This is a genomic window from Komagataeibacter diospyri (genome assembly GCF_043995075.1).
In the GTDB taxonomy this organism is placed as follows: Bacteria; Pseudomonadota; Alphaproteobacteria; order Acetobacterales; family Acetobacteraceae; genus Komagataeibacter; species Komagataeibacter diospyri.
The window spans coordinates 1,395,377-1,415,772 of the sequence record NZ_CP171836.1; the positions used below are offsets into that span (position 1 = coordinate 1,395,377).

General features: G+C 57.0%; 13 protein-coding genes and 1 tRNA gene. 8 read left to right on the forward strand and 6 right to left on the reverse strand.

Features of this window, described 5'->3' with window-relative positions; genetic code table 11:
- From ligA to ACE2AA_RS06590, 5 genes are all read left to right on the forward strand, one after another.
- Entirely contained in the window at window positions 1–2,148 is a 2,148-nt protein-coding gene (gene ligA, locus ACE2AA_RS06570) for an NAD-dependent DNA ligase LigA (RefSeq protein WP_395371794.1), read from the forward strand.
- Between the two features lie 167 nt (window positions 2,149–2,315).
- Entirely contained in the window at window positions 2,316–3,437 is a 1,122-nt protein-coding gene (locus ACE2AA_RS06575; protein WP_141260398.1) for a BMP family ABC transporter substrate-binding protein, read from the forward strand.
- 19 nt (window positions 3,438–3,456) lie between these two features.
- Window positions 3,457–5,016, forward strand: coding sequence for an ABC transporter ATP-binding protein (locus tag ACE2AA_RS06580; RefSeq protein WP_141260402.1), 1,560 nt, complete (start codon window positions 3,457–3,459; stop codon window positions 5,014–5,016).
- A complete protein-coding gene (locus tag ACE2AA_RS06585; RefSeq protein ID WP_141260399.1) occupies window positions 5,016–6,080 on the forward strand; it encodes an ABC transporter permease in 1,065 nt (354 codons plus the stop codon). Before ACE2AA_RS06580 ends, ACE2AA_RS06585 begins: the two co-directional genes overlap by 1 nt.
- Window positions 6,077–7,015 carry an ABC transporter permease gene (locus tag ACE2AA_RS06590; protein ID WP_141260400.1) on the forward strand — a complete coding sequence of 313 codons (939 nt, stop codon included), beginning with the start codon at window positions 6,077–6,079 and terminating at the stop codon, window positions 7,013–7,015. The genes ACE2AA_RS06585 and ACE2AA_RS06590 overlap by 4 nt, the downstream gene beginning before the upstream one ends.
- 849 nt (window positions 7,016–7,864) lie before the next feature.
- Here ACE2AA_RS06590 and ACE2AA_RS06595 read toward each other — a convergent pair.
- Window positions 7,865–8,179, reverse strand: coding sequence for an HAD hydrolase-like protein (locus ACE2AA_RS06595; RefSeq protein ID WP_395371796.1), 315 nt, complete (start codon window positions 8,177–8,179; stop codon window positions 7,865–7,867).
- Window positions 8,180–9,044: 865 nt separating this feature from the next.
- Between ACE2AA_RS06595 and ACE2AA_RS06600 the strand changes: the two genes are divergently transcribed.
- On the forward strand, window positions 9,045–11,246 hold the full coding sequence (locus ACE2AA_RS06600) for a TonB-dependent siderophore receptor (RefSeq protein WP_395371797.1): 2,202 nt from the start codon (window positions 9,045–9,047) through the stop codon (window positions 11,244–11,246).
- 141 nt (window positions 11,247–11,387) lie between these two features.
- Here the strand turns inward: ACE2AA_RS06600 and ACE2AA_RS06605 are convergent, their stop codons facing one another.
- Entirely contained in the window at window positions 11,388–12,491 is a 1,104-nt protein-coding gene (locus ACE2AA_RS06605; protein WP_141260403.1) for an ABC transporter substrate-binding protein, read from the reverse strand.
- A 141-nt stretch (window positions 12,492–12,632) separates the two neighbouring features.
- Here ACE2AA_RS06605 and ACE2AA_RS06610 point away from each other — a divergent pair.
- A tRNA-Asn gene (locus ACE2AA_RS06610) sits at window positions 12,633–12,708 on the forward strand.
- 141 nt (window positions 12,709–12,849) lie between these two features.
- Here ACE2AA_RS06610 and ACE2AA_RS06615 read toward each other — a convergent pair.
- Window positions 12,850–14,400, reverse strand: a complete 1,551-nt coding sequence (locus tag ACE2AA_RS06615; RefSeq protein WP_395371799.1) for a PLP-dependent aminotransferase family protein — start codon at window positions 14,398–14,400, stop codon at window positions 12,850–12,852.
- Between the two features lie 95 nt (window positions 14,401–14,495).
- Here ACE2AA_RS06615 and ACE2AA_RS06620 point away from each other — a divergent pair, with 95 nt between their 5' ends.
- Complete coding sequence (locus ACE2AA_RS06620; RefSeq protein WP_395371801.1) at window positions 14,496–15,239, forward strand: pyridoxamine 5'-phosphate oxidase family protein; 744 nt, start codon at window positions 14,496–14,498, stop codon at window positions 15,237–15,239.
- 333 nt (window positions 15,240–15,572) lie between these two features.
- Here ACE2AA_RS06620 and ACE2AA_RS06625 read toward each other — a convergent pair whose 3' ends face one another.
- The 3 genes from ACE2AA_RS06625 to ACE2AA_RS06635 all read right to left on the reverse strand — a co-directional run bounded on the left by ACE2AA_RS06625 (window position 15,573) and on the right by ACE2AA_RS06635 (window position 20,022).
- The gene (locus ACE2AA_RS06625) at window positions 15,573–16,979 is read right to left on the reverse strand and encodes a hypothetical protein (RefSeq protein WP_395371803.1); all 1,407 of its coding nucleotides are present in this window, start codon (window positions 16,977–16,979) and stop codon (window positions 15,573–15,575) included.
- A 167-nt stretch (window positions 16,980–17,146) separates the two neighbouring features.
- Complete coding sequence (locus ACE2AA_RS06630; RefSeq protein ID WP_395371804.1) at window positions 17,147–18,610, reverse strand: phosphoethanolamine transferase; 1,464 nt, start codon at window positions 18,608–18,610, stop codon at window positions 17,147–17,149.
- Between the two features lie 455 nt (window positions 18,611–19,065).
- A complete protein-coding gene (locus ACE2AA_RS06635) occupies window positions 19,066–20,022 on the reverse strand; it encodes an alpha/beta hydrolase (protein WP_141260408.1) in 957 nt (318 codons plus the stop codon).
- Window positions 20,023–20,396: the final 374 nt, after the last annotated feature.

Here is a 20,396-nt window from a genome sequence, read left to right on the forward strand (position 1 = left end):
ATGCCCCATGCTGCCCTATCCGAATCCGTGGCTGAACAGGCCCGCCGCCTGCTGGCGGATTACGCCACGATGGAACAGGACAAAACTCACGCAGAGACCACGCTGGCGCATCTTGCAGCACTGCTGCCCGCACTGGATGCCGCGTATCACCAGAATGACGCGCCGCTGGTTGATGATGCGACCTATGACAGCCTGCGCCGTCTGAATACCGAACTGGAAAAACGCTTCCCTGACCTGCGCCGCGCCGACAGCCCTACGGAAAAGGTCGGTGCCCCGGCCAATGGTCCCTTTCACCGCCACCGGCACATGGTGCCAATGCTGTCGCTGGACAATGTATTTTCGCGGGACGAATTCGAGGGCTTCATCAGCCGCATCGCCCGCTTCCTGGGGCTGGGGGAAGATCAGGCGCGCGCCCTGTCCTTTGTCGCGGAACCCAAGATTGATGGCCTGTCCATAAGCCTGACCTACGAACATGGGCATTTCGTACGCGGCACCACGCGCGGCGACGGTACCGAAGGCGAGGACGTGACCGCCAATCTGCGCACGCTGAAGGACATTCCCGAACACCTGCCCGCCCCCTTCCCCGACATGATCGAAATCCGGGGCGAGGTCTTCCTGTCCAAGCAGGCATTCCTTGAACTGAACGCGGCACAGGAACGCGCGGGCGAAAAACCTTTCGCCAATCCGCGCAACGCCGCAGCCGGATCGCTGCGTCAGCTTGACCCGAAGGTAACAGCCCGCCGTCCGCTGTCGCTGTTCGCGTATGCCGCGGGCTTCTGCGACGCGCCGCTGGCTTCAACCCACCACGGCTACCTTGAACAGCTTGCGGCATGGGGATTTGTGGTCAATCCGCTCAGCACGCGGGTAAAGAACGCAGCCGAGGCCGAAGCCTTCATGGAGCGGCTGACGCTGGAACGCTCGGCGCTGGATTACGACATCGACGGCGTTGTGTACAAACTGGATGACCGTGCGCTGCAGGACCGCCTTGGCTTTGCGGGGCGTGCGCCGCGCTGGGCGGTAGCATGGAAATTCCCCGCCGAGCAGGCCATCACCCGCCTTGAAAAGATTGACATACAGGTAGGGCGCACCGGCGCGCTGACGCCGGTGGCGTTTCTGGAGGCGGTCAATGTGGGCGGTGTGATCGTCACCCGCGCCAGCCTGCATAATGAAGACGAAATCACGCGCAAGGACATACGCGAGGGCGACCTTGTGCATGTACAGCGCGCAGGCGACGTGATCCCGCAGGTGACCGGCGTGGTCCTGCCGCGTGACCATGACCGCCCGCCGTTTCACTTTCCCCATACCTGCCCGGTCTGCGGCGCGCATGCCGAACGGCCGGAGGGTGAGGTCGTATGGCGATGTTCCGGTGGGCTGACGTGTCCGGCGCAGGTGGTGGAACGGCTGATCCATTTCGTATCGCGTGACGCCTTCGACATTGACGGGCTAGGCGATCGCACGATCGTTGAATTCCACGAACTGGGCTGGCTGCGAACGCCTGCCGATATTTTCCGCCTGCCCGAACACGAAACCGAAATCGCCAGCCGCGACGGCTGGGGCAAGATATCGGCCCGCAATCTGGTCCGCGCCATCGAGGCACGGCACACGATTGAACTGTCGCGCCTGATCTACGCACTGGGCATCCGCCGCATCGGCATCAACAACGCCCGCCTGCTGGCCCGGCATTACGGGTCGATGGCCAACTGGCGGCAGCAGATGGAAAAGGCGGCGGTCATCGGATCGGACGAACGGCTGGAACTGGGATCAATCACCGGAATCGGTTCGGCCATTGCCGATGAACTGGTGTCGTTCTTTGCCGAATCCCATAACCGCGCGACACTGGACGACCTGACTTCCGTTCTGACGCGGGTCACGGATGAAGAAATGGTGGCCGAAGGCGCACTGTCGGGAAAGACCATCGTGTTTACCGGCACGCTGACCACCATGACCCGCCCCGAAGCCCGCGCCGTGGCCGAACGGCTGGGCGCGCGGGTATCCGACAGTGTTTCAAAAAAAACCGACCTTGTGGTGCTGGGCGAAAAGGCCGGGTCCAAGGCGCGCAAGGCTGCCGAGCTGGGTGTCGCCACCATGGATGAAGCAAGCTGGCGCACGCTGGCAGGCATGCCACCGGCGGGGGACCAGACCGCCTGACGCAACGGTCTGGAACATGGCCCGCGCGATGGCCTTGCATGTCCCCGCCGCGTAACGTTTACTGTATCCAACGCACCCATAACGCAGTCACAGGAGCATCCGAACGGGCCAGCACGCCATCTTGCCGCAATGGGATACGGCATGGATTTTCAGGGGGATAACATCTTATGACAGTTTCAGGGCCGCGGGGGCGGCTGCTGACAACGCGCCGGGCGCTGCTGGGCATGGCAGGGGCTGCGGGTTCTGGCCTGCTGCGCCCCGCCCGTGCGGCGACGACACCTGCATGGCGCAGGCCACTGCCGGAAGCTGATGCCGTAATCGGCTTTGGCCATACCGGACCGATTACTGATGGCGGGTGGTCCATGGTGCATGACCGGGGCGTGCAGGCCGTGCGCCGCGCGTTCCCGAAAATCCGCACAATCTATGTTGAAAGCGTGCCCTATTCCGCCGATGCCACGCGCATTTTCCGGCAGTTCGTGGCTGAAGGCGCGCAGATGGTCTTCGCGACCTCCGAATACGGTGACTTCATCAAGGACGTGTCGGACCGCGCGCCGGACGTGGCCTTCATGGAATGTGACGGCACCAACGTGACCGGCAATCTGGGCTGGTATTACGTGGCGCACTGGTACGCCAGTTACATCATCGGGATTGCGGCGGGTCTTATGACGCGCACGGGCAAGATCGGGTTTCTGGGCGCGTTTCCGATACCGTCGGTCTATGCTTCGGCCAATGCAACGCTGCTGGGCGCGCAGTCGGTCAACCCGTCGGTCACGTTGCAGAGCATCACCATCAATGCATGGTTCGACCCGCAGGCCGCGACACAGGCTGCAACCGCGCTGGCGGATAATGGATGTGACTTCCTGTGCGGGATCATGGATGAACCGGCCTATCTGCGCGTGGCGGTGCAGCGCGGGCTGAAGGCCGCAATGTGGAATACCGGCATGCTGGATTACGGGCCGGAAGCCTATGTCAGTTCGGTGGATCTGGATTTCAATGATTTCTATGTCTCGCAGGTACGCGACCTGCTGGCGGGGACATGGCAGCCACAGGGCCGTTTCCTGACACTGGGCCACGGCGTGGACCGTGATGCGTGGGGACCGGGCGTGCCGGTCGAGGTCGCACGTCAGGCCGACGCCATGCGCACGCGCCTGCTGGCGGGCTACAACCCGTTCCGTGGCCCGATCCATGACAACCATGGTCGCCTGCGCGTGCCCGCAGGTGTGACGCTGAGCGATCTGGAAATCTATCACAGCGACTGGGCTGTCGCGGGAGTATCCGGCCTTGAATAAGCAGTCCGCCCCCCCCGGTGTGGCGCCGGGCACGCCGCCGGTCCTGCAGTTGCGCGGGATTGGCAAATTCTTTCCCGGCGTGATTGCCAACAAGGACGTGGACCTTGATGTCTGGCCGGGTGAGATCCATGCCCTGCTGGGTGAAAACGGAGCCGGGAAATCCACGTTGATGAATGTCGTAACCGGCATTTACCAGCCGGAGGAAGGCGAGATCATCCTTGATGGCTACGGCCAGACCTTTACCTCTCCACAGGAAGCGATCCGCGCGGGCATCGGCATGGTGCACCAGCATTTCAAGCTGGTACAGGCCTTTACTGTGGCGGAAAACATCCACCTGGGCTGGGATGAAGCGCCGCGCCGCGCATCGCCCGCCGTGATGGAAGCCCGCACGCATGAAATTTCGGAACGCTTCGGCTTTCCTGTCCGGGCCGATGCGCGGGTATGCGACCTGTCGGCAGGTGAACAGCAGCGTGTCGAGATCCTGCGCGTGCTGGCGCGCAGGGCCCGGCTGCTGATCATGGACGAACCCACCGCCGTGCTGACACCGGAGGAAACAGGCGAACTGTTCCGCGCGCTGAGGGCATTCCGCGCGCAGGGCAACGCCGTCATCATCATCAGCCACAAGCTGGATGAGGTGATGGAAATTTCGGACCGCGTCAGCATCCTGCGCGGCGGATGCAAGGTCGGCACGTTCAACACGGCGGATTGCAACCCGTCCATGCTGGCGGCGACCATGGTGGGACGCGACATCGTCCGGCGCAACATGCGTGCCCGCCCCGAAGGGGCAGCGCCCATCGCAACCACCCCCGTCATGCAGCTGCGCAATGTCAGCGTGCGCGACGACCGTGGGGTGGATACGCTGCGCGATGTCAGCCTTGACCTGTATGGTGGCGAGATCCTTGGTATTGCCGGGGTCGCGGGCAACGGACAGCGGGAACTGACGCATGTGCTGACGGGGCTTATGGCCCGCACGTCAGGCGAAATCCTGCTGGACGGCAGCCTGGTGGCGCGTACGGACCCGGCCCTGTTCGTGCAGGCGGGTGTCGGGCACATCCCCGAGGACCGGCTGCGCAGCGCGCTGGCGCCATCGCTGTCAGTGACCGCCAACATGGCGCTGCGTGAATACCCCTACCCGCCCATCGGGACGCACGGGCTGTATGACGCGCAGGCGGCAGGCGCGCTGGCACAGGGCATTGCGGATCTGGCGCAGGTCAACATTCCCGATTTCGCCATGCCCATCCGCAACCTGTCGGGCGGCAACCAGCAACGGCTGGTGGCGCGGCGTGAAATCCGCATCGCCAGCCGGGTGCTGGTCGCCGCCTACCCTGCACGCGGGCTGGATATCGGGGCGATCGCCACCATGCTGGGGTATCTGACCGACCTGCGCGATCAGGGGGTGGCGGTCGTGTTCATATCCGAAGATCTGGAAGACCTGCTGAATGTATCGGACCGGATCGGGGTCATGTTCCATGGGCGGCTCATGTCCATAATCGATGCTGAAGCAGCCGACATGGCCACCATCGGCCTGCTGATGGGCGGCCGGGATGCCGCCGGTACCCAACCGGGAGCAACGCAGTAATGGCCGCACGTGCATTCCAGCGCCTGCCCAGCGCACCGGCAGGACGCATCCTTGTGCTACGACTGGCGGCGATCGTGCTGTCGCTGTTCATCATCGCTGGTGTACTGGCGCTGTCGGGGCACAGTCCAGTCACGCTGGCGGAACTGATCCTGCGCTCCACCCTTGGCTCGCGCTTCGGGCTGGAGGATCTGGCCCTGTTCATGTGCCCGCTGCTGCTGACCGGGGCGGCGGTGACCGTATGCGGCACGATCGGGTTATGGAATATCGGTGCCGAAGGCCAGTTCTATGCCGGAGCCATTGCCGCGACCGGCGTCGCCCTTGGCATGCATGGCCCGGCACCTGCCGTGCTGCCGGTCATGACCATTGCCGGTATCCTTGGCGGCATGGCGTGGATTACGGTACCGACACTGGCGCGCGCCTATGCCGGGGTGAATGAAATCATCACCACGCTACTGCTCAACTTCATTGCCTCGCTGCTGACCTATTACCTGACCACCGGGCCATGGCGGGACCGGATCAGCGGGGCACAGGTTTCAACCCAGCGCCTGCCGGTCGCCATTCCCGAAATGTGGGGCATCGTGCACTGGGGCTTCCCCGTGGCCATCGTCATCGTCATCGGGCTGGCGCTGGTGCTGTCGCGCACGCGGTGGGGCTATGAAATACGTATTGGCGGGGCCAACCCCGAAGCCGCGCGCTACGCCGGAATTCCGGTGCGGCTGCGCATTATTTCGGTCATGCTGCTGTCGGGCGGACTTGCGGGCCTTGCAGGCATGTTTGAAGTCGCGGGCACGGTCCACCGGCTGCAGGGCGGCATGGCCAACAATTTCGGCTATCTTGGGATCGTAGTCGCCGTGCTGGCGCGCGGGTCGTGCCTGAATGTCATTCCCGCCGCCCTGCTTATGGCGCTGATCCTTGATTCGGGCATTGTCATGCAGACGCAGCAGCTTTCGGCGTCGGTTGTCCTCGCCATTACGGGGCTGATCCTGTTCATGATCGCCATTGGCGATGAACTGGCCCATTACCGGCCCGTGGCCAGTACCACGCCAAAGGGGAAAGCATCATGATCGCGCTACTGACGGGTATGCTGGCCACCGCCGTGCTGGCGGGTGGCGTGCTGGCACTGGCCGCCCTTGGTGAAGTGCTGGCCGAACGCGCTGGTGTTACCAACCTTGGCGTGGAGGGGCTTATGGCGCTGGGGGCGGTGACGGCGGTCATGACCGTGTCGTCCATTCCCTCGCCATGGATCGGGCTGCTGGTGGCAGGACTGGTGGGGGCTGCGGGCGGCATGGTGTTCGCCTTTGGCGCCGTGGTGATGCGGGCGAATCAGGTGCTGTGCGGGCTGGCCACAACCTTCATGGGGCTGGGGCTGTCCACGGCACTTGGCCATAACTATGCAGGCCAGCCGGTGGCGACGACGTTCGGCCATGTCACCGTACCGCTGCTGTCATCCATTCCGGTAATTGGTCCCGCGCTGTTCGGGCAGAATATCCTGATCGTGCCGATTTACGTGCTGCTGCCCGCGCTGGTGCATTTTGTCATGTTCCGCACCCGCCACGGGCTGAACATGCGTGCGGTGGGGGAAAACCCGGCAGCGGCGGATGCGGCAGGCATTCCGGTCATGGCCATGCGGTTCTGGTATGTGACCCTTGGCGGTGCGATGGCGGGTCTGGCGGGTGGATACCTGACGCTGACCTATGTGCCGGTATGGTCGGAAGGGATGGTGGCGGGCCGCGGGTGGATTGCTCTGGCACTGGTGATCTTTGCCGGGTACCGCCCGGTTATCGTCACCCTGTCCGCGCTGCTGTTCGGGCTGGTTACCGCCCTGTCCTTTGTCGGGCAGGCGCATAACTGGCCGATTGATCCCGCATTCCTGAACATGCTGCCGTATCTGGGCACCATGGCCTTCATCATCGTGCCGGTCGTGGTCTGGCACCGCATGCGCCGGGTCATGGCCGCCCCTGCGGCACTGGCCCTGCCCTATTACCGCGACGTGCGCTAGCTGGCGTGCGGGGGATCAGGGAATCCCCCCTACGTTGTTTTTTCCATGTTTTTACAGGGCGATATATGAACAGGGCGGCATGGGCCGAGCGATCGTCAGGGGAAGCGGATAAAGAACCGCCTCCCGGGTCGTGATGGCCATGCTGCTGGACACACGACGTCCCCCTGTTACCGCATAGATATTTCCGGCCATGCTCCACGAAATACAAGACGTTTCCGTTACAGTTTTTAGGTGCCGCCTTTTAAAAAAAGACGGTGTATTCTGAAGCATGTTGCAAAAGTTTTACCAGAAACGTCCTCATGATTGCAGGATGTTTCCGAGGCTGAAGGATGCCGCCTTCTTTAAATAAAAGACGGTATCAGCTTATGACACGCCTCAGCAGCCATTCAGTACCCGAATGCCGTGTATAAAATTTTGACTGTTGCGCATGGTTGCCGTCATGGATGCCTTATCCCTTGTAAAAACATGACTTTGTTGCGTAATGATAATTTACAAGAAACGTATCGGCATCTTCCTGTGCGATATCGATAAGACGTATGGGATCGGCCAGCCCCCCATAAAACCGGGTCAGGCTTGCGGGTCGGGAGCGTTTTTCGGGCACGATCATAACTGAATCATCTGCCTCCTGCCCGTCCCCCACGGGTAATCTGCATTGTGCATGCTTTGCGACGCGGTATCTGATCTCCCTTTTTCAGCAGGCGCCCCGCCATTGATGAAATCCGGATCCGAGAATGATCTGTTTATACTTTCATCCATCCAGCAGTTGCCAGAAGACCAAAAACGCAATCAAGCGTCGGCACTACGGCTGCTGGCATATCATCGGGTAACGGCCTGCGACCGGTACCGCGGTCAATCCAGATCGTGTGCAGCAACAAGATCAAGTTGCGGACTGGCACAAATATAAACGGTCTGCTGACGCTCAACACCCAATGTTTTCCATGCATACTGAAACAGTTGGGGCGCAGGCTTGTCGACCTGTGCCTGCTCAGCCATTATAACACGGTCAATATAGCCCCCAAGCTGGGCAATATTCCCGGCAATGCCTGCATCATCAGTGTTCGAAATGATCGCGAGCCTGAAATCTGCTTCCCGTATTTTTCCCAATGTCGCAATCACTTCAGGAAAAGGAGGCATCCGTCCAATGGATGATGTCAGGATTCCCACATCATCACGGCTGCTTTCAAGGTCATATTACTCCAATGCAAGTTGCATGACCCATGCCGAAATCGCACGAAAAGACCGGTGCAGAGACTGCTGTTCAAGCTGGTGTTCATACTGATCGTAAAGCTTGATGAATATATGGGGATCGATTGCACGTGCTTTATGTTTCAGGATCTGATCAACCGCAGCCATCAACCCTTCATCCCACTGAATTAACGTTCCGTAGCAGTTAAACGTCAGCCATTCCGGTTTCCTGCCCGGGTGCGGAAATCTTGATTCAATTTATGCGCAAACATCTGGAATATATTTTAAAATAAAAAAATTATACTAATTACCATGAAATAAATATAGTAATATTTAATTATTTTTTTCATAAATTAATTTATATATAAATATATATGCACCACACCAAACTGGAATCATCAATTTTTACTTAGAAGTCCTAATTTAATTTCAGTTTTTCATGAAAACTGAAATGGCCTGATTGCCGATGCCGAGCCGCGGACAGATGAAGGTTCTGCAGTCATTATTACCCTGTGCATGGTATGTACGGCATGTGAATGACTGCCGTGTCAGTAACGATCATTTATATGATCCATAATACCCTGCAGTGGAAAAATGCATCCATAATATGTGGATCATACAAAGCCTCTGCAACAACCTGATCCGCTTGAGCGCACGCAATGTTTCCGAGACGCTCCTCCCCCGTGACATTTTAACCTGAGGCATGCCGGGCGCAGTGGAAAGGCGCGTTTACAGCCGACCGGAATGTCCATCCGGACATGTTTTGATACATGTTGCAAATGATTCTCAGTTACTATACGACCCCATCTCCACACGGCGAAAAACGTCAAGAATGAGGTCGGACATGCATCGCAGCAGGGTTTTTTATGTGTTTCCCCTTTCACTTCTGGTGGCAGGGAATGCCCTTGCTGCGGAACCGGTTGAAAAATCGGACCATCCCCATCCTGCCGGGACGTCACGTGCGAAAAAGACAGCCACCCAGCCCGATGCGAATGCCGTACGGGCCGAAAAGCTGGAAGTCCATGCGCACAGGCCGGCGACTGTCGCGTCCTCGGCCACGAAATCCGATACGCCGCTGATTGAAACCGCCCAGTCGGTTACGGTTGTCAGCCGTAACGAAATGGACGTGCGCGGCGTGCTTAGCCTCAATCAGGCCGTGCGCTATACGGCGGGCATTACCCCGGACCTGCGCGGTGGTGGCGAAGGTACGCGCTATGACCAGTTCGCCCTGCGCGGCTTCACGGTTCCGACCTTCCTTGACGGCCTGAAACTGCAGGACAGCCCCACAGGCTATGCCACGGCGCAGACCGATACGTCACGGCTGGAACGGGTCGAGATCCTGAAGGGACCGGCATCCGCACTGTATGGCCAGTCCAGCCCCGGTGGCCTTGTCGCCCTGTCCAGCAAGCTGCCGACCGACCAGAAATTCTATGGTGGTGTCAATACAACCGGCGGCATGTTCGATCTGTATCGCGTGGATGCCGATGTTGGCGGTTATGCGACAAAGAACGGCCTTGTCCGCTACCGTCTGTATGGCACCGTCAACGGCCAGCACAGCCAGATGAGCCGGACAGGAAGCCGACGCTTTTCCATCAGCCCGTCCTTCACATTCGGTGGTAACGGACCGACCACGCTGACCATTCTGGGCAACTATCAGTATGATCCCGAAAATGGCACCTATGGCGGCGAACCACTGGTGGGGTCACTCAGGCCCGCATCTTATGGATACCTGCCCCGGAATTTCTATGACGGTGACGAATCGTTCGAGAAATTCAACCGCCGGCAGGGCGGGATCACCTATATCTTCAACCACCGTTTCAACAATGACTGGAGCTTCAGCAGTCGCGGGCGATACGATGACATAAAGACCATCTATCGCAGTGTGTATGACAACGGTTATTACACCAGCAACGACATGCTCAGCCGCTCTGCCTTCGGCACGAACGAACATACGCACAATCTGGCGTTTGACAGCCAGTTCAAGGGCCATGTCCGCACCGGCCCCCTGCAGCATACGATGATGTTCGGTTTTGACTACATGCAGCAGAGCGCATCAGAAGAAGGGTTTTACGGCAGCGCGCCGGATCTGAATGTCCTGCACCCGGACTATCACATGGCTATTCCGGCCATGAGCCCGTACCTGCACTACCAGACGAATTCACACCAGATCGGCATGTACGCACAGGATGAAATGCGCTGGAAGGGTCTGATCGTGACCGGCAGCCTGCGTAATGACTGGTATCGTTCACAGCAGAACGAATACATCTACCATACGTCCACGCATGAAAGTCCCCGCCAGATCACATGGCGTGCTTCGGCCCTGTACCACTTCGATTTCGGTCTTTCGCCCTATATCAGCTACTCGACATCGTTCCAGCCGCAGTCGGGCACCGTGTCCAGTGATGGCGGCAAGACATTCCGCCAGGCCGATCCATCCCTTGGCAAGCAGCTTGAAGGTGGCCTGAAATACCAGCTTCCGGGCACGTCGCTGCTGTTTACGGCGGCAGGCTTCCATATCGAACAGACCAATGTGCTGGTGGCTGTTAACGGCCTGGGCTACAACACGCAGAGTGGGCTGGTGCATTCGGACGGCTTTGAATTCGAAGCCCATGCCGAGCCGTACAAAAACCTGATGATCACGGCTGCGGTCAGCGTGCAGAAAGTCCATGATGATTCAACGGGCAAGCCCCTGATGCAATCCGGGACAGGCAATGCATCGCTGTTTGCGTTCTACACCATGCCTTCAGGGCCGGTAAAAGGCCTCGGCTTTGGTGGTGGCATGCGTTATTCGAACAAATCCTATGGTGGCGAGGCCAGCTATGGCAGCGTCTGGGTGCCGCAATACGCCGTGTTCGATGCGTCAGTCCGCTATGACCTGTCGAATCTTTCCTCCTCGCTGCATGGATGGACGGTCGCAGCCAGTGCCCGCAATCTGTTTGACAAGAATTATGTCGCGAACTGTATGAGCTACGCATCCTATAATCAGGAATGGTGCTATTACGGCGAACGCCGGAACGCGCAGGCAAGCCTTGGCTTTAGCTGGTAAATCTTCTGTCCCTGACAACCGCACGCGCGTTTGTGGGGGGGGCCGAATTCCGCATGGTTTTGGTGAAGCTTTTTTCAAAAAGCTGTAGAAAACGTCGCCTTTAAAAAAGGCGACACCCAAAACTTTTATTTATCAAAATGTTCATCCCGACTGTCCTGCACCGTGACCTCCCCTTTGGCCATGATGCAGGATATCGGCTGAAATAGTGCGGGCGTAACCAGCCGAATCAAGGCTATCGGGAAAAACACCCAGCAGTTTAAGTTCATCCACATACCGCGCGATCTGTATTTTCAGGTCGTTGCCCACGGGACTGACCCCCAGCACTTCGTGGCGCATCATCTGCAGGATCGTGTCCTGATCCATGCCGTCCACACGTCCATCCAGCAGGGCGGCGGCTTCCGCCATATGTTTCGGCAGCCAGTGCGCGGCATGCGACAGCGCCAGCACAAGGGCCACGGCGGCACCCGGCGTCCGCGCCAGCAGGTCCGTTGATATGCCCAGCGCCAGGTTGGTGCGTTCCGCGTACAACCCCTTCACACTATTGACCAGTTCCACCAGATCCAGCGCCCGGCTGTTCAGCAGCTGCCACGCCAGCGGATCATGCAGGGCCACGGCATCCACCGTGCCTGCAGCCAGGGCATCATCAATCTGGTCTGGCGGCATGATCACCCAGTCGGGCGCCGTATCCGGGTTCAGTCCCTTGCGGCGCAGGATGACGGAAAAGAACAGCCGGTCTGCCATATCCGCATTCAGCACGGCGATCCTGCGCCCCACCAGATCCTCGATCTTGGCAATCCGCAACCGTCGGCGCACCAGCAGGCGGAATGTCCCCGCCTGCAATCCCATGACCAGCCGCGCAGGCAGGGCCGCATCCGCCTGATATGCCTGCAGCCATGACAGGACGGGAGCCACGGCTGCCATGCTGCGTCCCGCCCGCAGGTCGGCAATGGCGTCACGTCCCGTTACCGCGCCGGACCGCAGATGCACATCCAGCCGAAACTGGGAAAAGAAGTCCTGCCGGAGTGCGACATTGTACAGGATCGATACCTGGGCAAAGGGCCAGGAAAGCGTCAGGTCATGCGGCTCCCCATCCAGCAGCGCATCATCATGCCGCACGATACGGGCCTGCTGCCGACTTTGCAGCCACTGTGCGCCCACCACGGCGCACCCTGCCCCGACCAGCAGCGGCATAACCGCACGGCGCAGCAGCCGTGGCGGCTGCCCTTCCCTGTTATCATCGACCATTGGTTAGCGTTTCTCCTGCTACACGAAGGGATTACCGCGCTTTTAGCCGGTCCAGGTTCCCTTTTTCCCCTTTTTGAAAAAAAGTTCAAAAGGGGGGTTTACGCCCCCCCACCAGTGTGGCTATAAGCTGCTCAACGCTGATCCCGAATAGCTCAGTTGGTAGAGCAAGCGACTGTTAATCGCTGGGTCGTAGGTTCGAGTCCTACTTCGGGAGCCACCTTTCCTTAAAAATTAGCACTAGAAATCATATGGTTGAAGATTGCATGCAATCTGGCCTGCGATTGAAACCATAACAGGCAATGTCCTTTCCGGTAATGCGCAGATCTGTCCCCTCGGTTCAGTCCTGCCCTGCAGTCGATCATCTACTCATGACAGTCTTCCCTGCTGCTCCGGCGCGGGGCATCAGATGTTCCAGAACCCGGGCAAGCACCCTTACAGCCGGATCGATCTCATGGTCCGGCGTGCCTGCGTATCCCAGCAGGAAGCCATGCTGCCTGTCTGCCCCCCGATAACATCGAGACAGGGGCGAGACCCGCACGCCTGCGGTCGCCGCTGCAACCATGCCGATACCGTCATCGAATACCGGAGCCAGATCACTGGCAGGTCGGACAACCACATGCATGCCGCCAGAATCCGGTATCACGGTCATCAGACCGGCAAGGTGACGATCGACTGCTTCCATCAACGCCTGCTGTCGCCCGGCATAAAGCAGCCGCGTCCGGCGCAGGTGCGAGATCAGATGCCCCTCAGCAATGAAACGCGCCAGCGCCCCCTGCCCCAGAAGCGGAGCAGGCGTGGAAATTCGTGACATGACCGTCTCCGCCACCGGTATAAGGGAGGTAGGAAGAACGATATAGCTTAGACGCAGGGCCGGAAAAAGCAGTTTGGAAAAACTGCCCAGATAGGCAACCCGCCCCGCCCGGTCCAGGGCGCGCAGTGGGGCCAGGGGGCGACCGGTATAGCGATATTCGCCATCAAAATCATCTTCGATGATCCAGCCGCGCATCCGTTGCGCCCAGGCCAACAGGGCCAGCCGGCGCGGCAGTCCCTGCACCATACCGAACGGAAAGTGATGGGATGGCGTAACAATCGCCAGCCGGGCATCCGGTGCGGCCGCCAGTGCATCCTCGAGCGCAAAACCCGATTCATCAACACGAACCGCAACGGGTTGTACCGCGGCTGCAAGGAGGGCTTCGGCTATGCCGGGATAGCCCGGCTCCTCGATCCAGACCCGATCCCCCGCTGCCAGCGCGATACGGGCAAATAGCGATACACTATGGCGCACACCGGACGTGATGACGATGGCATCCGGTTCACAGCCGAAACCACGCGCAGTCCCAAGATAGGATGCGATGGCCTGCCTCAGACCCGGATGCCCGAAGGGATGGCATGCGCCTGCCCTGTCCCAGGCAGGCCTGCGCCAGTCACGTTCCAGGAATTTTGCCCATAACGGAAACGGAAATGAGTCCCGGTCCGGTTGCCCGATCGGAAATGCAACAGGCTGCACGCCGAACCCCGGCATATCCAGGTCGGTTGCCGGTCCAAGCATTGCCATGGTGCGATCCGGCAGCATCGGGGGACTGGGGCCCATGGCGGCCGGTGGCGCGTTCACCGGCGTAGGGGCGAGCATTTCATCAGGCAGGTCCTGGGCCACAGACAGACCCGACGCCGCCCGCGCCACCAGATAGCCTTCCGCCACGAGTTGGTCGAGTGCTGCCATTACGGTGCCCCGGGAGCAGCCAAGTTCAGCTGCCATCAATCGTGAAGACGGCAGCCTTGCCCCACAGGCAAGCCGCCCCTGCAGGATCGCACTGCGAATCTGATCGCGGATCTGCTGGTACAGGGTATCCGGTCCGCTCCCGTCCAGCGTAATGCCCAGCGGCACCGCCGCGCGCGTCTGTCGCCCCATAACTGGTCCATTCTGTTTTTCGCTATCTGGCACTTTTTCCCAGACCATTCCAGCACGATCCTTGGGGGTGTAACCACATCCCGGAATCAGCAACAATGAATGTACGGACACCATTGCCCCAGGATCAGGCGACTGGCGATTTTCCTGTAACCCCCGCCAACCGGGTCAGACGCGCATCAACCCGTGGCCGTTATGACAGGACCACGATCCACGCCATACTGGATGCCGCCCTGCTGTGCCATATCGCCTATACTATTGAGGGTCGGCCCTATTGCACGCCAACCAGCTTCTGGCGCGAGGGGGATTATCTGTACTGGCATGGCTCGTCAGCCAGCCGGATGATCCGCGCACAGGCGCAGGGCATCGCGCTATGCCTGACCGTAACCCATCTTGATGCACTGGTCATGGCACGCTCGGGCTTTCATCACTCGGTCAACTACCGCTCTGCAATGATCTTCGGACAGGCGCATGCCGTCGAAGACCCGACGCAGAAACTCGCGCTGATGGAACGGCTGATTGACCGTATCTATCCCGGTCGCTCCGGGATCATCCGCCCGCCTAACACCGCCGAGTTCAAGGCGACCACCATGATGCGCATGGAGATCGAGACTGCCTCCGCCAAGATCCGGGATACGCATGTGTCTGACGACGAGGAAGATTACGCCAATGTTCCGGCCTGGTCGGCACTCTACCCGGTTACCCAGATACTGGGCGAACCCTCCCTGTGCCCCCGCCAGGCTCCTGACTTACCCTATCCGAAGGAAATGGCCGATTTTCAACCAGGCGCGCGCCTTGATGATGTCATGGCCAAAACCTATCGCCGCACGTTCGGGACATAGTCGGAGCTGATCCATCACTGGCCGTATTCAGGCTACACCTGAAAACGTCTTCAATCTGGATAATTGACAGATAATAAAGACTGGACCTGACATAAATGAAAGGTTGTTTACAAACAAATCACTGACAAGAAAAACAAAACTTTTTAGGTGCTGCCTTTCCTGAAAGATGATGTATTCAGAATTTTTATTAAATATCCACAAAAAAAACCTCCGCATTATTAAAAATAAACATTTATAATTATTTATTATGGATAAATTTACTAAAAAAACACCCATTCTGGCAGCCCATCCAGCCATAAAAACATGAAACTGATATTTATATAAAATATCAATTCAGTTTATTTTATACAGATTATAATACCTTGCATTATTTCTGTTTGGATCTTTTCCCTTATACGCTTCATATACAGGGTGATAGTGATCCTTCACCCACGAACAGACCTGTGGGGCCACCGTATGGTTAATGCAGCCGGCATGGGGCATCAGAACAAAAGGCGGGCGCTGTCTCAGGTCATCCAGATAATGATCTGCAGCCTGCGGACCAAAATATATCTCGATCTGACCACAGAATAGTATCGGATCAAATGTCTCCATGTCAGACAGATAGTACAGGGAATGATCCGAATTGATATTCAGCACCTTCTGATGACCTACAATCTGGGAAACCCGTGCGGGGTCAGTCAGTTGTGCACGCTTCATGTCATTTATATTTGAGACAATGCCGCTGACCATCAAAAACGCGGCGTAAAGATATAAGGGCATCATGCGCCACGAAAGGGCACCCCCAGCATCACGGTGCACAAGCAGGCATATCAACATGCCGGGAATAAGAAACAATGAAAAATAGTGGTAGAATCCATGACCGGACAATATCGCGGCCACTACTGAAAAGACAAACCAGAGCGAAAGCAGGCGTTCGCGCAGGTTCCCCCAACAGACATCCCTTCTGCCAAACCACAGGACAAGCATGGGACAAAGGGGAACGATATACAGCGCAACCAGCGCGAACGTATACATACGCTCGTCTGAAGCGCCTCCATAATGCTGGAGGAAATGATGCTGCATGTCGAAATACGCAGCCAGTTTCCCATGTCCCGCAATCAGGAATGGCAGGAAAATACCTGTCAGCCCAATCATTCCACCTGCGACGCAGGTCAGGAATTCCACCACGGTGCAGACCCGCCCCAGAAACAGGTAAAGAATGATGGGGGACAGGACACAACCCGCCAGATAATTTATGTTGACGGCGATTGCCGATACAATCCCCGCCAGAAAAAACAGGGGGATTTTATGCTCCTGCACGCCTTTGCACAGCATGAGAATGACGGAAAGTTCCAGAGGGATCTGTAATACTTCCGTATTACCCCCCAGATAGTCCCCGATAATGCCTCCGATGGACAGATAGAATAACGTCTGCCATTTGTCTGTTCGATATGCAGAACTGAACATAAACGCCACGGAAACCATACTGACCATTGCCAGGATGGCGAAACGCCCATTCAGGATGGGTTCAACCTGCGTCCATATGTAATAAAAAACGTAAACAAGGTATGGCTTGTGATCAAATATATAATCGTATGGTAGTATATGGTAACGGAATATCCCCTTCCCGATCAGTGGATAAAAAGTGGAATCCCAATCAGTAAAAGGCGAAAGAAAGAAAGTCAGGACATAAAAGAAAGACAATGCAAACATTAATAAAATAGAAAATTTTCTAATTAATAATTTACATTTAATCACTTTTTATGTCCTTGCATAAAATACAGCTTATATCTCAATCTTCCCTACCAAACCCATGCCATCATACAATTCAGCCCAGGTTTAAGGGGGGCGTTATGACATTTCCGGCAATCCGTAACAAGCACCATATCCTGCAATAACAGACCTATCATGCCTCTGGATGAAAACTATCGACGGGGTATGGACTTATAATCATACACCTTGCCATCTGAATGCAATACGCGGTCATTATCCTGAATTCTCTTTATATAATCTTGATCAATATCATATCCAAGCATATCCAGAAGCAGGTATTTTGTCATTAATGCTGTATAGTATTTATCATTGTTCCGCATCCCTTCTGCCATATTGCAGTAATGCTTATCTTTATCCAGTATGTATACCGGAACCTTGTACTGATCATACCCACCGTACTGGATTCCATGCCCCTCCCCCACTATTTCCCCATGGTCGGAAATATAAACCAGGGTGTAATCCCCCAGCTCCTTATCCGCCATGGTGATAATCTGCTGCAGGATACGGTCTGTGCGATGCAGGCTCTGGTCATACGGGTCTGCATTGGGAAGCGCCTTGATATCTTCTTCCGTGCGGTCGTCACTATAGCTTTCGTGACTGCCCATAAGGTGGATAACAAAGAACTTCTGTGAAACAGGATCTGCAAATTTTTCCTTTATGACAGGCAATAATGACTCATCACGCCAGTTCACATGGTTGGTCGCATTATTGTAATCCTGCCGCGTCACATAATCACTGAATTCGGACACATAACCAAAAGTACGGGAATATTCCCCCCGACCGGGCTGGGATGCGATCCAGAATGTCCTGTATCCATTGTCCCGCGCCAGTTCGACCAGGTTTTTTTCCGCATACAGCGCGCCCTGATGGTCGGGATCATAAAACGAAACCAGCATGGGCACTGCCGCCCGCGTCATGTTCGCGGAGGAATGGGCCTGCCGTATGACGCAGATACGCCCTTCATCCGCCATGGCCTTCATATCGGGGGTCGTGTTCTGGGCAGTATATCCATAGGTGGTGTGCCGGTCGGCAAACGCGGCCTCTCCTATGACCAGGATGATATTTTTGCGCTTTCCCTCCGCTTTCCCTGTAATGGCGGGATCGATCAGGGTATGGGGAATAGCGGGCCTGTTGTCATCGCTCATCCCCAGACCGGTCATGTACACGAAATCCCCCACCACGCCGGGCAGAAAAAAACGCAGGTTGGCCGCCATTTCAGCAACATTGCTGTTCTGACGTTCCACGTTGCTGCCGTGGCTGTGCTTCCAGCCCGCATGCAACGCCACAGTGACCCCTGCGCCGGCAACCAACAGCACAACGGGGCGGAAACGTACGCATTTCCATGTGAACACCATCATACCGACAAGAACAAGCAGCAGGACAACCGGCATCAGAACGCTGACGGAACTGACCATTGAAATGGCCTGATGGGTATTGGTACCCATAATCGCCTGCAGCATCGACCGGGTAACAAGGCCGTATTTGTAGGCAAGATAGAAATCAAACAGCGCGAACAGCAGCAAGATCGGGACGAAGATGGGAGAAAGAAAACACCCGAGCGACGCCAGAAGCGGCATCAGGAGGGACAGCAGGAATTCCTTTGAAACAGAATTCATGACATCCGCATCATGTCGCGCAACGTAGAAATTAATAAAACCAAAAATGATCGAAACACAAATTATGAACAGAATTTTTTTATTTAAAATATTAGGCCATGCATTCCTGAACATTTTTTAAATATTTTTCCCTACATCCCATATCGAAATATCCCTTTACGGAAGCTATCCCGAATTCCCCTGCTACATAAGATATACCGTTTACTGGCCGGATTACTGTCGCATCCAGACCTGCACCGTTATATCATTCCAAATGGGAATTCCTAGAATCACCGGGCATAGAGTAGGGTGATTTTACATTTTGAATTATTTCAAAACATATACCGCCTGCGCCATGATTGCCGGGTTTTCCGTTACAATACCCGGAAATCCACCATATCATTGGTTCAGCCAGAATTTGGAAACCCGGCCGTGACGTCACGTCAGGACCGGGCCAGATCAGGTCAATTCAGGGATTACAGGCCAAGCGTACGCTTCAGTCCCGCGCAGTAAGCATCCATGAACCGGCGCGACAGTTCCGCGTTGGGCACGAACATGTCAAAGACATGGTACGCCCCCGGCACGACCACGACCTCGGTCGGGACCCCTGCGGCCATCAGGCGGCGGCTATAGTCCAGATCCTCGCACAGGAACAGGTCCATCGACCCCACCCCGATGAAAGTGGGCGGCAGGCCCGACAGGTCCTTTGCCCGCGCGGCTGCGGCATAGGCTGGCGTTTCATCCCCCCCTGCCGCAGCCCCCAGATAGGCTTCCCATGCGTATTTGTTGGCCGAACGGGTCCAGACATATTCGCCAAAATCAGGCGCAGGATCGACCCTGGTCGCCGTGCGGTCATCCAGCATGGGATAGATCAGCAACTGGTACGCCAGCTTGTATTCCTTACGGTCGCGCGCCATCAACGCAAGTGCCGCACTTAGCCCGCCACCTGCACTTTCGCCAGCCACGGCGACCCTGTCACGGTCGATACCCAGTCCGGCCGCATTGTCGTGCACCCATTTCAGGACAGCGTAACAGTCCTCGATCGCGCCGGGGTATTTTACCTCTGGCGCCAGCCGATAATCGACCGAGACAATGACAAACCCCATTTTACTGGCCAGTACCTGGCATTTCGGATCATCAACTTCCGGATGTCCCGAAACCAGCCCGCCGCCGTGAATATAGACGATAGCCGGGGCATTGGGCCGCCGCACACGGGGGCGATAGATCAGCACGCGCACATCCGGCGCCCCGGCGGGGCCTGGCACGTATTCTTCCTGCGTTTCGACATCAGGCAGGGGGCGCCCTTCGATCAGCCGCACCGACGTCATGAAGATCTCACGCACTTCCGGCAGTGAACGACCGGACAGGCCATCAAAGGACGGCATTTTTTCCAGAATCGGCAGGAACTCGGGATTTACGACATTTTTGGGCATGGTGCAGCAGGTCCTCTCCAATCAGAATCCGCCCGTGGGGGCGCCTTCACTACCTGCAACCGTCACGCACGCAAGCGCGGCCAGCCATGACAGATATCAAATAATTTTCTCTATATATGTATATAAAATATAAAATTATGAGATTTTTTTATCTGTTATATTTGGAAATTAATTCATTTTATTGAATAATATGTTGCATTCGGCATGTGAATATAATATATACTTATCATTTCGTAATGAAACCCTCACAACCCGCAACATGATGCCAACAAGGTGATGCATTCACCCCGCCGCATCATCAAACCCCTGGCTCATACCAGCGTTTCCGTACGTTTGTGTCGCATCACGGCGGACGCCTGACCGCTGCGCAAGAA

Bases quoted from the DNA above. Each gene is read 5' to 3' on its own strand.
- ligA (WP_395371794.1), top strand. From the start codon at position 1: ATGCCCCATGCTGCCCTATCCGAATCCGTGGCTGAACAGGCCCGCCGC.
- ACE2AA_RS06575 (WP_141260398.1), top strand. From the start codon at position 2,316: ATGACAGTTTCAGGGCCGCGGGGGCGGCTGCTGACAACGCGCCGGGCG.
- ACE2AA_RS06585 (WP_141260399.1), top strand. From the start codon at position 5,016: ATGGCCGCACGTGCATTCCAGCGCCTGCCCAGCGCACCGGCAGGACGC.
- ACE2AA_RS06590 (WP_141260400.1), top strand. From the start codon at position 6,077: ATGATCGCGCTACTGACGGGTATGCTGGCCACCGCCGTGCTGGCGGGT.
- ACE2AA_RS06600 (WP_395371797.1), top strand. From the start codon at position 9,045: ATGCATCGCAGCAGGGTTTTTTATGTGTTTCCCCTTTCACTTCTGGTG.
- ACE2AA_RS06605 (WP_141260403.1), bottom strand. From the start codon at position 12,491: ATGGTCGATGATAACAGGGAAGGGCAGCCGCCACGGCTGCTGCGCCGT.
- ACE2AA_RS06615 (WP_395371799.1), bottom strand. From the start codon at position 14,400: ATGGGGCGACAGACGCGCGCGGCGGTGCCGCTGGGCATTACGCTGGAC.
- ACE2AA_RS06620 (WP_395371801.1), top strand. From the start codon at position 14,496: ATGAATGTACGGACACCATTGCCCCAGGATCAGGCGACTGGCGATTTT.
- ACE2AA_RS06630 (WP_395371804.1), bottom strand. From the start codon at position 18,610: ATGAATTCTGTTTCAAAGGAATTCCTGCTGTCCCTCCTGATGCCGCTT.
- ACE2AA_RS06635 (WP_141260408.1), bottom strand. From the start codon at position 20,022: ATGCCCAAAAATGTCGTAAATCCCGAGTTCCTGCCGATTCTGGAAAAA.